The organism is Flavobacterium riviphilum (assembly GCF_055231795.1).
Genome location: NZ_JBUYSY010000001.1, coordinates 252,441 through 265,277, shown reverse-complemented (window position 1 = coordinate 265,277; position 12,837 = coordinate 252,441). Strand labels below are relative to the sequence as shown.

Sequence of the window (12,837 nt, the reverse complement as noted above, 5' to 3'; positions counted from 1 at the left end):
ATAATTGTAAGTTTACAAACCCTTAATCAAAAAATATTTTAATACCTATGTCAGAATTTTGGATTTATTTTCAAATCGGTTTACGTCACGTTTTAGACATACATGCCTATGATCATGTTTTATTTTTAATCGCCTTAGCAATCCCGTATTCTTTTGCCGATTGGAAGCGTCTTTTTCTTTTAGTGTCACTTTTTACCATTGGGCACACTATGGCTTTGTTTCTTTCGGTCTTCGGAATTATTGCCATCAAAGTAAGTGTGGTCGAGATGTTGATTCCCATTACCATTTTAATTACCGCTTTGTTTAATTTGTTTACTGCTGGGAAATCCAATAAAAAAGAGTCAATTAATCTGGTGTTTTTTATTACTTTGTTTTTTGGAATCATTCACGGTTTAGGATTTTCTAATTATTTCAAAACCATTTTAGGGGGCTCAGCCCAATCAAAAGTATTACCTTTAACGGAATTTGCATTGGGAATAGAAGCTGCGCAAATTGCCGTTGTTTTTGTAGTCTTGATTTTGTCTTACATAGTACAAACCCTATTTCGATTTTCTAGAAGAGATTGGGCCTTGGTGATGTCTTCTTTTATTATTGGTGTAGTGCTTCCCTTAATTGTAGAAAGTGAATTTTGGTTACGATAAATATGAATGAAATTAAATTGAATAAATACGACAAAGCTTACTTGCGCATTGCAAGAGAGTGGAGTTTGCTTTCGTATTGCAAACGCAAACAAGTAGGAGCCATCATTGTAAAAGACCGAATGATTATTTCGGATGGTTACAATGGTACTCCTTCTGGGTTTGAAAATTGTTGCGAAGACGAAGAAGGGCTAACCCGTTGGGATGTGTTGCATGCCGAGGCTAATGCTATTTTGAAAGTTGCCCGCTCTACACAATCCTGCGAAGGTGCTACTTTGTACATTACCTTGTCACCATGCAAAGAATGTAGTAAGTTAATTCATCAATCGGGTATCAAAAGAGTAGTGTATCATAATGGGTATAGAGACAATTCAGGGTTGGATTTTTTGATTAAAGCGGGTGTTGAGGTTATTCACATTGCTTCATTAGATGATTAAATGAAAGTCGAAAAATATTATATTCCACTTGTTATTAGTGTTGCTTTGGCGCTTGGGGTAGTTTTGGGTAGAGGATTAGGATACTCAAATCCTGCTAGTGCTGTGGCTGGCAATGCTTCAAAATCAAAACTGAATGCTTTAATCGATTTTATCAATAACGAATATGTAGATAAGGTCGATACCGATTCTATTGTGAATCAAACCGTTGATGCTATTTTGGCCAAATTAGACCCGCATTCGGTTTATGTTCCGGCTAGCGAACAAGCACAAATTGCCCAAACCATGAAAGGTGATTTCGTGGGTATAGGGATCAATTTTTATCGGTACAGAGATTCAATTGCAGTAATTAAACCCGTGCCCAATGGTCCTGCAGAGAAAGCAGGGGTAAAAGCGGGAGATCGGATTTTGTATGCAGGAAAAGACCAGTTATTTGGTCGAAAACTGGCTTCGGATAGTCTTTTTTTAAAATTAAAAGGAGCTGTTGGATCAAAAGTGCAAATCACAGTATATCGCAAAAAAACCAAGCAAACCCTCCGTTTTACGATTCAGCGGGAGGTGATACCTATAAAAAGTGTAGATGTTGCTTTGATGTTGGAACCTTCTATAGGGTATATTAAGTTGAATCGATTTGCAGAGTCTACTTTAAAAGAGTTCAATACGGGCTTGTCTGATTTACAAAAGAAAGGATTGAAAACCTTAATTGTAGATCTTAGAGATAATGGTGGAGGTTATATGGAAGAGGCGATTGCTGTAGCTGATCATTTTTTGAAAAACAAGGAATTAATCGTTTTTACTAAGAACAAAAAAGGACTCGTTGAAAAGACGTTCGCTACTTCGCAAGGCAATTTTGAAAGCGGTAGAGTGTTTGTTTTAATTAACGAAAATTCTGCATCTGCCAGTGAAATTATTGCAGGGGCGATACAAGATAACGACCGAGGGGTAATTGTTGGAAGGCGTTCTTTTGGGAAAGGGTTAGTACAGCGAGAGATGAATTTCAAGGACGGATCGGCTGTTCGGCTGACGGTTGCAAGATATTTTACACCATCGGGTAGGTCGATTCAAAAACCATACCTCAAAGGGAATACGGCTTATTTTAACGAGGCCAACCAGCGGTTTCTAAATGGCGAGTTGTATTCTAAGGACAGTATCAAAATTGCCGATTCTTTACAGTTTAGAACTAAAAAAGGAAAAATAGTTTATGGAGGAGGAGGTATAGTGCCCGATGTTTTTGTGCCAATAAATGAAAACAATGGTGAAGAGCATGCCCAAATCATTGAGCAATCTGGTATGATTGGCCATTTTGTTTTTGAGATGTTGGATGATAATCGAAATTTATTCCAGGGATTGACTTTTGCCCAATTTCAATCAAGATTTAATGCGAAAGAATATTTTCAACGGTTTGAAAAATATTTGATACATAATGGAGTCGCCTTGCCCATCCAAAAAAGTAAAACGCCAATTATGCAGTTTATTCAAGCTGAATTTGCCAGACAATTGTTTGGGGATGAATATTTCTATAAAATAATTTTACAAAACGATACTATGGTGGCAAAGGTTTTGTCTAAAGTGACCCCTTAGCGAATACTGTCATGTGAGTGGGTCGGAATGCCATTATTCCATGCAGTTAATATATCTGTGGCCACGGCAGCACCACTTCCAGCGGCAATAGCTAATTGACTTGGCCAACCCGCAAGTGTTCCAGCAACAAAGATACCCTGAGTGACTTTATGGTCTTGATTGCGCAATTGAATGCGTTGTTTTTCGACTACAGATTTTTTGTGAGGTTCTACAAAATCTAATAATCCTTCTATTGCAAAAGTATTTGACGAGCCAATAGCCACGACTACACTTTTTGTTTGATACGTTTTTTTGTTGGTAATGACTAAAAATTCAGGATATGTTCCTTCAATTTTAAGGACTTTTTCGTCGGGAATTTGTTCGATATGAGGATAAGTGTGCGTTAAATGTTCTACACTTTGCACCAACAAATCACTACCCAAAGTACCAGAAGGTACTCCGTAAGCATTATGAAACTTCGCTTCTTGAAGAGCAGATGTTTTTTGATGGGTGAGGATTCCTATGCGTTTATCAGATACAAAAGACTTTGATCGAGCTGATCCCAGAATTAAAGCACAAGACATTCCGGCAACACCACCGCCAATTATTAAAACATCAAACATTTATTGGTTTTCGTTTACTTTTTCTTCAATTTTTTTCGATACTCTAAAAATGATTAGTATTAGAACAGCACAAAGTGAAGCCGCTACACCAATTAAGGCTACAGCACTATTTCCTTTGAAAGGTTCTGAAAAATCCAATAAAGTAATGTTGAAAATGATTAAAGCAATAGCCAAGAAAATTAAAATAGTAGTAAAGATCTTCATGTTTTTTTATTTAACGTTTTAATAATCAGAAGTTTTTTAACGCTTCTATCAGCGAGATTGTTAAAACTATTATTGAAGTAAAAGTATAAAAATTTATTTTAGACAAACAAACCTTTAACATTAGCAGCAAATAATTTAACAGCAATTGCTAAAAGTACTACACCAAAGGTTTTACGGATAACGCCAAGACCAGTTTTTCCTAGCATTCTTTCAATTTTTCCCGAAGATTTCAGCACAATATAAACTAAAATAATATTTAAAATTATGCCAATTACAATATTGATGGTGTGAAACTGTGAGCGTAAAGAAAGCAAGGTAGTCATTGTACCTGCGCCAGCAATTAAGGGAAAAGCTATAGGTACAATAGAAGCAGTTTTTGCTTCTTCGTCTCGATACAAATGAATGCCTAAAATCATTTCCAGAGCTAAGAAAAAGAGAACAAAGGATCCGGCAACTGCAAAAGAATTTACATCAATTCCAATTAAAGAAAGCAATTCGTTTCCAACAAATAAAAACACAATCATTATCATACCTGCCACCAATGAAGCTTTTTCGGATTCTATATGACCATGTTTCGCTCTCAAATTAATAATAATTGGAATTGAACCTATAATGTCAATAACGGCAAATAAAACCATTCCAACTGTAGCAATTTCTCTCAAATCAAAATCGAACATAATTTTTTTTTGGCAAAGGTATAACATTCAATACAGTATATCATTGACTGTGAATTTTTTTTGTGTTTTCTCTGTTTTTATGTAAAAGTATTACTTCCTCAAAGCCAGTAGCATTGCAAGTTAAGGTGGCAATATTTGTATTTATTATAGTTAAAGAGGGATCAAAAAACCGATTCAGCTTCCGCTTTTTGTACCTTTGCCATAATAAAAAAAGATTGTACTCATGTTTCAATTAGGCAAAACCATCGTATCCGAAGATATACTCGAAAAAGAATTTGTGTGTAATTTGACCGCTTGTAAGGGGGCTTGTTGTATCGATGGTGATGCCGGTGCGCCTTTAAGTCAAGCCGAAACAGAAATTTTAGAATCGATCTATCCCAAAGTACAACCTTTTTTGCGACCCGAAGGAATCGCTGTAATCGAGGAACAAGGGGCTTGGGTAAAAGGGACGGATGGCGAACTTGAAACACCTTTAATTGATAATAAAGATTGCGCTTACGTAATTTTTGATGGTGCAACTGCACTTTGTGGTATAGAACAGGCCTATAACCAAGGTATAATCGATTGGAAAAAACCTGTCTCTTGCCATTTGTATCCCATACGAGTAAAAGATTTTAGTGATTTTGCAGCAGTAAACTATGACCAATGGGATATTTGTGATCCGGCTTGCTCTCTTGGAAAAGAGTTGGAAGTCCCCGTATATCAATTTGTCAAAGAAGCATTAATAAGAAGGTTTGGAGAAGATTGGTATATGGAGCTCGAACGCGTTGCCAAGGAGCTAAAAAAATAATTCCTTTTTGCGATTTTTGGAATCGCATTTCGAAGCCTTATATCTCAACATTTTCAAGGGTTTTGTGATTTTACAAATTTTTAAAGCACTGAAAAACAACAAATTACAAAATGTTGTTTTCGAGTTCAATTCCTTTTGGTTTTGTTAAAAACTAAAGGGAATTGTGAATAAGTTTGGCTTTTAAAACACGCAATATTTCATAATCTTTGTAGTCCACAAATACAAAACAGAACACGTTAATAATACAAAAAAAAGCAACAGCGCAAATGTCTCAGTTAGAACCAATTTTACTAGAAAACAAAAACCGATTCGTAATTTTTCCGATTAAGCACCATGATATTTGGGAATGGTACAAGAAAATGGAAGCCAGTTTTTGGACAGCCGAAGAAATTGACTTGTCTCAAGATTTGAACGATTGGAACAATAAGCTGAATTCCGATGAGCAATACTTTATCAAACATATTTTGGCCTTTTTTGCGGCTTCTGACGGAATCGTAAATGAAAATTTAGCTGAAAACTTTGTAAACGAAGTACAGTATCCAGAGGCTAAATTCTTTTATGGGTTTCAAATCATGATGGAAAACATTCATAGCGAAACGTATTCTTTATTAATTGATACCTATGTAAAAGATGAAGTAGAGAAAAATGAGTTATTTACTGCAATTGAAGTGTTCCCTGCCATCAAGAAAAAAGCAGATTGGGCTTTGAGATGGATCAAATCCGATTCGTTTGCCGAGCGATTGATTGCTTTTGCAGCGGTTGAAGGGATTTTCTTTTCAGGTAGTTTTTGTTCTATTTTTTGGTTAAAAAAACGTGGCCTTATGCCAGGATTGACGTTCTCTAACGAGTTGATTTCTCGTGACGAAGGCGTACACTGTGATTTTGCAGTGCATTTGCATAATCATCATTTAATTAATAAAGTATCGAAAGAGCGTATTAGAGAAATTTTAGTAGATGCTTTAAATATTGAAAGAGAGTTTATCACTGAATCACTTCCAGTAAGTTTGATTGGAATGAATGCAGGATTAATGACACAATATTTAGAATTCGTAACCGACCGTTTGTTGGTTGAGTTAGGTTGCGAAAGAGAATACAATACCACAAATCCTTTTGATTTCATGGATATGATTTCATTGCAAGGAAAAACCAACTTCTTTGAGAAAAAAGTAGCAGAATATCAGAAAGCGGGCGTAATGAACACCGACAGTGACGCGCAGAAGATTTCATTCGACGCTGATTTTTAAAAAGTTAAGTAGTATCCTTAGTAACTAGAAGTAAGTAGTTCTTTTTATTACCTATAAAATTTTGTCTTTTTATTAGGCATGGTTTTTTATGGTGATAAGGCAGTATTGGCTTCTAACTAAACAATAGATTCTTAGGGATTAGTTTCCCAATTCAATTATTACAAATACCCTGAAATAGCAAAGGGATTTGCTGTTTTTTTAAAACCAAAACTTATGTACGTAGTAAAAAGAGATGGCCATAAAGAGCCGGTAATGTTCGACAAAATCACAGATAGAATTAAAAAACTATGCTATGGTTTGAATGATTTGGTAGATGCTGTAAAAGTAGCTATGCGAGTAATCGAAGGTTTGTATGATGGAGTATCCACTTCTGAATTGGACAATTTAGCGGCCGAAACTGCTGCTTCTATGACCATAGCGCACCCAGATTACGCACAATTGGCTGCACGTATTGCTATTTCTAATTTGCATAAAAATACCAACAAATCGTTCTCTGAAACTATGAACGAAATGTATCATTATGTGAATCCAAGAAACGGTCAAAAAGCACCCTTGCTTTCTGATGAAGTACATAAAGTTATCATGGAAAATGCAGAATTCTTAAATTCACATATAATTTATAACCGTGATTTTAATTATGACTATTTTGGTTTTAAAACCTTAGAACGTTCGTATTTGTTAAAAATTAATGGCAAAATTGTAGAACGCCCTCAACATATGTTGATGCGTGTAGCGGTTGGGATTCACCTTGATGACCTTGAAGCAGTAATTGAAACATACGATTTAATGTCTAAAAAGTTCTTTACACATGCTACACCAACTTTGTTCAATGCCGGAACACCTAAGCCTCAAATGTCATCATGCTTCTTATTAGCCATGCAAGAAGATAGTATTGATGGGATTTATGACACCTTGAAACAAACGGCCAAAATTTCGCAATCCGCTGGAGGAATTGGTCTATCTATTCATAACGTGAGAGCAACAGGCTCATACATTCGTGGGACAAATGGTACTTCAAATGGAATTGTTCCGATGTTGCGTGTATTCAACGATACGGCTCGTTATGTAGATCAAGGCGGTGGAAAACGTAAAGGAAGTTTTGCAGTTTATGTAGAAACTTGGCATGCTGATATTTTCGAATTCTTAGATCTGAAAAAGAATACCGGAAAAGAAGAAATGCGTGCTAGAGACCTATTTTACGCTATGTGGACTTCGGATTTATTCATGAAACGAGTACAAGAAGACGCACATTGGACGTTGATGTGTCCAAACGAATGTCCTGGTCTGTATGACGTGTATGGCGAAGAATTCGAAGCGCTTTATACGGAATACGAAAGCAAAGGAAAAGGAAGAAAAACGATCAAAGCAAGAGAATTATGGGAGAAAATTCTAGAATCACAAATTGAGACGGGAACGCCTTATATGCTATACAAAGACGCCGCTAACCGCAAATCGAATCAAAAGAATTTAGGAACTATTCGCTCGTCTAACTTGTGTACCGAAATTATGGAGTACACTTCAAAAGATGAGATTGCGGTGTGTAACTTAGCCTCTATTTCGTTGCCAATGTTTGTAGAAAATGGAGCATTCAATCACGAGCTGTTATTTAAAGTTACAAAACGTGTGACTCGAAACTTGAACAAAGTAATCGACAGAAATTACTACCCCGTAAAAGAAGCGGAGAACTCCAACATGCGTCACCGTCCAGTTGGATTGGGCGTGCAAGGATTAGCCGATGCTTTTATTTTGCTACGCATGCCTTTTACCAGTGATGAAGCGAAGAAATTGAACCAAGAAATTTTTGAAACCCTTTATTTCGCGGCTGTTACGGCATCTATGGAAATGGCTAAAGAGGAAGGTCCGTATTCTACTTTTGCAGGATCGCCAATTTCTCAAGGGGAGTTTCAACACAATCTTTGGGGTTTGAAAGACGAAGAATTGTCAGGAAGATGGGATTGGGCTGCTTTGAGAAAAGAAGTAATGGCCAATGGTGTACGTAACTCCTTATTGGTAGCACCTATGCCAACCGCTTCTACGTCTCAAATATTGGGAAATAATGAAGCATTTGAACCTTATACTTCAAATATCTACACTCGTCGTGTGCTTTCTGGAGAGTTTATTGTGGTAAACAAGCATTTGTTGCACGATTTAGTAGAACGCGGGTTGTGGAATGAAGAATTGAAACAAGAAATCATGAGACAAAATGGTTCTGTTCAAAATATTGCCGCTATCCCTCAAGATTTGAAAGATTTGTATAAAACGGTATGGGAAATGTCAATGCGAGATATTATTGACATGTCCCGCCAACGAGGATATTTCATCGATCAATCTCAGTCGTTGAATTTGTTTATGCAGGATGCTAATTACTCCAAATTGACTTCTATGCATTTCTATGCTTGGCAATCTGGATTGAAAACAGGAATGTACTATTTGAGAACAAAATCGGCTGTTGATGCGATTAAATTTACCTTGAATAATGATAAAAAAACAGAAGTTGTTCCAGAGATTAAATCCAAACCTGTAGCTGTAGAATCACTTGAAGTGCAAACACAAGAAATGACGGCCGAAGAGTATCGAGCAATGATAGAGTTGGCTCGAAATGCTGGTCCAGAGGACTGTGAGATGTGTGGGTCGTAAATGAATTAAAGAGGTTGTATGAAATAAAGCAACCTCTTTTTTTTGCTTTTTCAAACAATCTTTAAATAAAACCATCATTACAAACTTTCATTTATTTGTTTAATTTTGTTGTTAAAAGTAGCCAATAATGAAAATCAAGAATTTATCAAAGTATAGCGATGCTGAAAAAATTGTTTTTGCGGAGCAAATATGGGATAGCATTTCTAAAAAAGAATTGGAAATCTCTGATGAAGTAAAAAGAGAATTAGATAATCGGCTTCAAAATTTAGAAGAAGGTCAATCTGAATTGTATTCATGGGAGACCGTAAAAGCACATTTGAAGACGATTAGATAATGCCTGAGATTCAATTCACAAAGGAAGCATTATTTGATGTTGAGGATGCTGTTATATGGTATGAAGAACAAAGAACAGGTCTTTCGTATGATTTCGAACTTTGTCTTGAAGCTGCAATTGATGCGATCTTGAGAAACCCCGATGCTTTCCAAAAGAAATATAAGGATATTAAAATCCGTTTTATTTCTAGATTTCCTTATGGAATTCATTATAGATTCAAAGAAAATAAGGTTATAGTTATTGCTGTTTTTCATACCTCTCGCTCTCCAAAAAACTGGTCAAAAAGACTTGGTTTGTAAGTAAAAACTTTTAATAATCTAATCCCCTTGAGTGTATTATATTTTACGGACCGAAGTACTGTTCGGCTTGAAGATGTGGTCTTTAACGAAGCAGTTGCTGAGAAAATTAATCAATTTTTGAAAGAATATCAATTTCGAAAAGTACTCGAACAATATGATTTGCCTGTAGCCAATAAGATGTTGCTTTACGGAAAAACGGGTTGTGGCAAAACGATGACCGCCAAAGCCATTGCTCAAAAACTAGACAAAAAACTCATCATTGTGAATTTGGCAAGAATTGTTTCGTCCAAATTAGGGGAGACTTCAAAAAACATCGAAGGCTTATTTAAAGAAGTGCAGTACGAAAGTGCCGTATTGTTTTTTGACGAGTTCGATTCCTTAGGACAAATAAGGGATTATGACAACAAAGACAATACCGAGATGAAGCGAGTAGTGAATGCCATTATTCAGTTGATAGATAGTTTTCCTAGTCGCTCCGTTTTAATTGCGGCTACCAATCAAATTCATATGATCGATGAGGCCTTAGTGCGTCGATTTGAATTGCAACTCGAGTTTACTGCACCCAATTCGACCGTTTTAGATACGTATTATGATACGTTGTTGCAAAAGTATCCGCCTCAATTTCAAAAAATGGAGCGCTTGTATAATATTTCTTTTGCCGAGGCCAAAAATCATTTGATACAATCGGTCAAAAATAATGTCATTCAAGAGGCTATGCTAAATCAATTGCAGGAAGTAGCCGAATAAAAAATAAAGAATCATCCATATTCGTATATTTGAAAACGAATCTTTCACAAACAACATGAACTGGGAACAATTATTATCATTAAAACGTCAAGGCGATACAGGAAAGCGTTTGCGTATCGAACAAGATGAAACACGATTAGGTTTTGAAGTAGATTATGATCGTGTCATCTTTTCTTCTGCATTTAGAAGTTTACAAGACAAAACTCAGGTAATTCCTTTGTCTAAAACCGATTTTGTGCATACTCGTTTAACGCATAGTCTAGAGGTTTCTGTGGTAGGACGTTCTTTAGGGCGATTAGTTGGAAAAAAAATAATTGAAAAACATCCTTATTTAAGTGAGGTCCATGGTTATCAGATGAATGATTTTGGTGCGATAGTAGCAGCGGCTTCTTTGGCACATGATATCGGAAATCCTCCTTTTGGCCATTCAGGTGAAAAAGCCATAGGTGAATATTTTTCAATAGGTAAAGGTCAAAAATATCAAAAGTTGTTGACACCCAAACAATGGCAAGATTTAGTTGATTTTGAGGGTAACGCCAATGGTTTTTCGGTGCTGAATAGCTCTCGTCCCGGAGTGGAAGGGGGCATACGACTTTCGTATGCTACTTTGGGGGCCTTTATGAAATATCCCAAAGAAAGTTTGCCTAAAAAACCAACCCGAAATATTGCCGATAAAAAATATGGCTTTTTTCAAACGGATAAAGAATTTTTTCAGGAAGTAGCTCGAGAAATGGGCCTGATTGCCAATAAATCAAATGATGATATAGGTTTTGAACGTCATCCATTGGCTTATTTGGTCGAAGCTGCTGATGATATTTGCTATACCATAATTGATTTTGAAGACGGCATCAATCTGGGGTTAATCTCTGAAGATTTTGCTTTAGAATATTTGATAAAATTGGTAAAAGATAGCATCGATACGTCAAAATACAAGACCTTGACCACCAAAGAGGACCGAATTAGTTACTTAAGAGCCCTTGCTATTGGGAGTTTGATTAATGATGCAGTTAGCGTTTTTGTCGAAAATGAAGAAGCTATTTTGAAAGGTAATTTTCCTTTTGCTTTAATGGACAAGAGCAAATACAAAGCACAAATGGATGATATCATCAAAATTAGTGTGCAAAATATTTATCAAAGCAGAGAAGTAATCGAAAAAGAATTGGTGGGCTATCAAATCATTCAAACTCTATTGGATAAATTTATAACTGCTTTCAATAATAAATGGGACGGTAATGCTTCAAACTATGATTTGCTTATTTTAAAAATGCTTCCCGAAAAACATTATCTCGAAAAAGATAACCTTTACGAGCGTTTATTGCATATTTGTCACTACATCTCGATGCTAACCGACGGCAATGCCTTGCAGCTTTATGCAATGTTGCAAGGAAACATGAAAAGTTAATTCCTTAGCAAAGAAATAGAGGTTTTACCGTGTAATATAGGGTAGGAAGTTTTGGTTAAGCTTAACGCATTATTATTTTTAGTAAAGAATTATAATGCGTTAGGCTTTTTTGTTTTATGATTAAAGGAGGAATATATGGGTGGTTTAAAATTTGTGTTGCTCGAATTATCAAGTGTTAAAAAGCGTATACTAAACCTACTCCTAATGCTTGTTTTAATTGCATTTTAGGCCCTTCGGTAATTTGAACTCCATTTTCCTCACTTTTTGTTTTGATGTCATCATCGTAAATTATTTGTGTGCCTATATTGGCTTTAACGTATTTGTTGACAATTAGTTCCAATTGAATGTTCCAATCCACATCGATATTACCAAAATTGTTTAAGTAATCCGAATAAAAAATGATCCGATTGTCTAAAATAATGTTCTTGAAGATTTCCTTTTTTATTTGTGATTGAAGTAAAAATCCAAGCTCTGTTTTGGTTTTTTTTCCTCTTCGAATCAGATTGCCATTGGAGTCATAAATTGCGGGATCAACACCAAAAGCACCTTGATTGGCCAATCTTTGATCCATTACAAATGTTTTCTTCATGGTAAATGGAGAGATGTAGTACGAGTACTTTTTCTTTTTGTCAAGGTTTTCCGCTCCAAGACCCAAAAACACATAAGCTGGAGCAAAAAATCGTGATATGGCCACTTCTTTATTGGGATAGGCGTAACCGTCAGTAAATTGAGTGTTAAAATTGTATTTGGCTGAGTAGTACCAATTGGTCAAGGTATCTCTTCGATATCCAAATGTGGAGTTTATTAAAATCGCATCGTCTGTTTTTCGAAGTTCTATACCGTCTTGTTTATTCAAACCGTATCGAAAAATTACTTCATTTTGCCATTTGTATCTTTCCCTTGTATAGATTCTAGTAAAATTACCTTTAAGTAGGCCAGAAATGGAACTAGTTCCCCCGGCATTCCAATTTACAAAAGCAATTTGAGTTATGTCAAATCCTAATTTGTTGGTTTTGATCCAATTGGAAATCCCTGAAGTGTTTACTGATGTTTTCTTGATTATCGGGGCTTTAATAGGAGGTAATTTTTTCGGAATTACAAACGGCCGAAACGTTGGTCCTACTGTAGGGGTAAGTATAGAAATAGAGTCTGTACCAATTTCTGTAGGTGTGGGATTTTCTTGGGAATATGTAGGTAAAGAGATTAGAAAAAAGAGTAGAATAATGGGGATGATGTACAATTTCATTG

14 protein-coding genes are annotated in these 12,837 nt (G+C 35.9%); 10 read left to right on the top strand and 4 right to left on the bottom strand.

Features of this window, described 5'->3' with window-relative positions; genetic code table 11:
• Window positions 1-47 precede the first annotated feature (47 nt).
• Genes ACZIX2_RS01225 through ACZIX2_RS01215 form a run of 3 tightly spaced genes read left to right on the top strand, consistent with a single transcriptional unit; the run spans window position 48 to window position 2,653 of the window.
• Window positions 48-641, top strand: a complete 594-nt coding sequence (locus tag ACZIX2_RS01225; protein WP_463338251.1) for a HupE/UreJ family protein — start codon at window positions 48-50, stop codon at window positions 639-641.
• Between the two features lie 2 nt (window positions 642-643).
• A complete protein-coding gene (locus tag ACZIX2_RS01220; RefSeq protein ID WP_463338250.1) occupies window positions 644-1,075 on the top strand; it encodes a deoxycytidylate deaminase in 432 nt (143 codons plus the stop codon).
• On the top strand, window positions 1,076-2,653 hold the full coding sequence (locus tag ACZIX2_RS01215) for a S41 family peptidase (RefSeq protein WP_463338249.1): 1,578 nt from the start codon (window positions 1,076-1,078) through the stop codon (window positions 2,651-2,653). It begins immediately after the preceding gene.
• Here the strand turns inward: ACZIX2_RS01215 and ACZIX2_RS01210 are convergent.
• From ACZIX2_RS01210 to ACZIX2_RS01200, 3 genes are all read right to left on the bottom strand, one after another.
• Window positions 2,650-3,255: an FAD-dependent oxidoreductase gene (locus tag ACZIX2_RS01210; protein ID WP_463338248.1), complete on the bottom strand. Its 606-nt coding sequence runs from the start codon at window positions 3,253-3,255 to the stop codon at window positions 2,650-2,652. The two genes, ACZIX2_RS01215 and ACZIX2_RS01210, sit on opposite strands and share 4 nt — an antisense overlap.
• The gene (locus ACZIX2_RS01205; protein ID WP_463338247.1) at window positions 3,256-3,459 is read right to left on the bottom strand and encodes a hypothetical protein; all 204 of its coding nucleotides are present in this window, start codon (window positions 3,457-3,459) and stop codon (window positions 3,256-3,258) included. It abuts the gene before it with no gap.
• Window positions 3,460-3,557: 98 nt separating this feature from the next.
• A complete protein-coding gene (locus tag ACZIX2_RS01200; RefSeq protein WP_463338246.1) occupies window positions 3,558-4,136 on the bottom strand; it encodes a MarC family protein in 579 nt (192 codons plus the stop codon).
• A 223-nt stretch (window positions 4,137-4,359) separates the two neighbouring features.
• On the opposite strand from ACZIX2_RS01200, the gene ACZIX2_RS01195 reads away from it, so the two are divergent.
• The 7 genes from ACZIX2_RS01195 to ACZIX2_RS01165 all read left to right on the top strand — a co-directional run bounded on the left by ACZIX2_RS01195 (window position 4,360) and on the right by ACZIX2_RS01165 (window position 11,589).
• Window positions 4,360-4,926: a DUF3109 family protein gene (locus ACZIX2_RS01195; RefSeq protein ID WP_463338245.1), complete on the top strand. Its 567-nt coding sequence runs from the start codon at window positions 4,360-4,362 to the stop codon at window positions 4,924-4,926.
• 266 nt (window positions 4,927-5,192) lie between these two features.
• Window positions 5,193-6,170 (top strand): ribonucleotide-diphosphate reductase subunit beta, encoded by a 978-nt coding sequence (locus tag ACZIX2_RS01190; RefSeq protein WP_463338244.1) that lies wholly within the window; start codon window positions 5,193-5,195, stop codon window positions 6,168-6,170.
• Window positions 6,171-6,383: 213 nt separating this feature from the next.
• Window positions 6,384-8,807 carry a ribonucleoside-diphosphate reductase subunit alpha gene (locus ACZIX2_RS01185; protein WP_463338243.1) on the top strand — a complete coding sequence of 808 codons (2,424 nt, stop codon included), beginning with the start codon at window positions 6,384-6,386 and terminating at the stop codon, window positions 8,805-8,807.
• A gap of 127 nt (window positions 8,808-8,934) precedes the next feature.
• Window positions 8,935-9,141: an addiction module protein gene (locus tag ACZIX2_RS01180; protein ID WP_463338242.1), complete on the top strand. Its 207-nt coding sequence runs from the start codon at window positions 8,935-8,937 to the stop codon at window positions 9,139-9,141.
• Window positions 9,141-9,440, top strand: coding sequence for a type II toxin-antitoxin system RelE/ParE family toxin (locus tag ACZIX2_RS01175; RefSeq protein WP_463338241.1), 300 nt, complete (start codon window positions 9,141-9,143; stop codon window positions 9,438-9,440). Before ACZIX2_RS01180 ends, ACZIX2_RS01175 begins: the two co-directional genes overlap by 1 nt.
• A gap of 27 nt (window positions 9,441-9,467) precedes the next feature.
• Window positions 9,468-10,187 carry an AAA family ATPase gene (locus ACZIX2_RS01170; RefSeq protein WP_463338240.1) on the top strand — a complete coding sequence of 240 codons (720 nt, stop codon included), beginning with the start codon at window positions 9,468-9,470 and terminating at the stop codon, window positions 10,185-10,187.
• Between the two features lie 55 nt (window positions 10,188-10,242).
• Window positions 10,243-11,589 carry a deoxyguanosinetriphosphate triphosphohydrolase gene (locus ACZIX2_RS01165; RefSeq protein ID WP_463338239.1) on the top strand — a complete coding sequence of 449 codons (1,347 nt, stop codon included), beginning with the start codon at window positions 10,243-10,245 and terminating at the stop codon, window positions 11,587-11,589.
• A gap of 175 nt (window positions 11,590-11,764) precedes the next feature.
• On the opposite strand, the gene ACZIX2_RS01160 is transcribed toward ACZIX2_RS01165, so the two are convergent.
• The gene (locus tag ACZIX2_RS01160) at window positions 11,765-12,835 is read right to left on the bottom strand and encodes a DUF3078 domain-containing protein (RefSeq protein ID WP_463338238.1); all 1,071 of its coding nucleotides are present in this window, start codon (window positions 12,833-12,835) and stop codon (window positions 11,765-11,767) included.
• Between the last annotated feature and the right edge of the window lie 2 nt (window positions 12,836-12,837).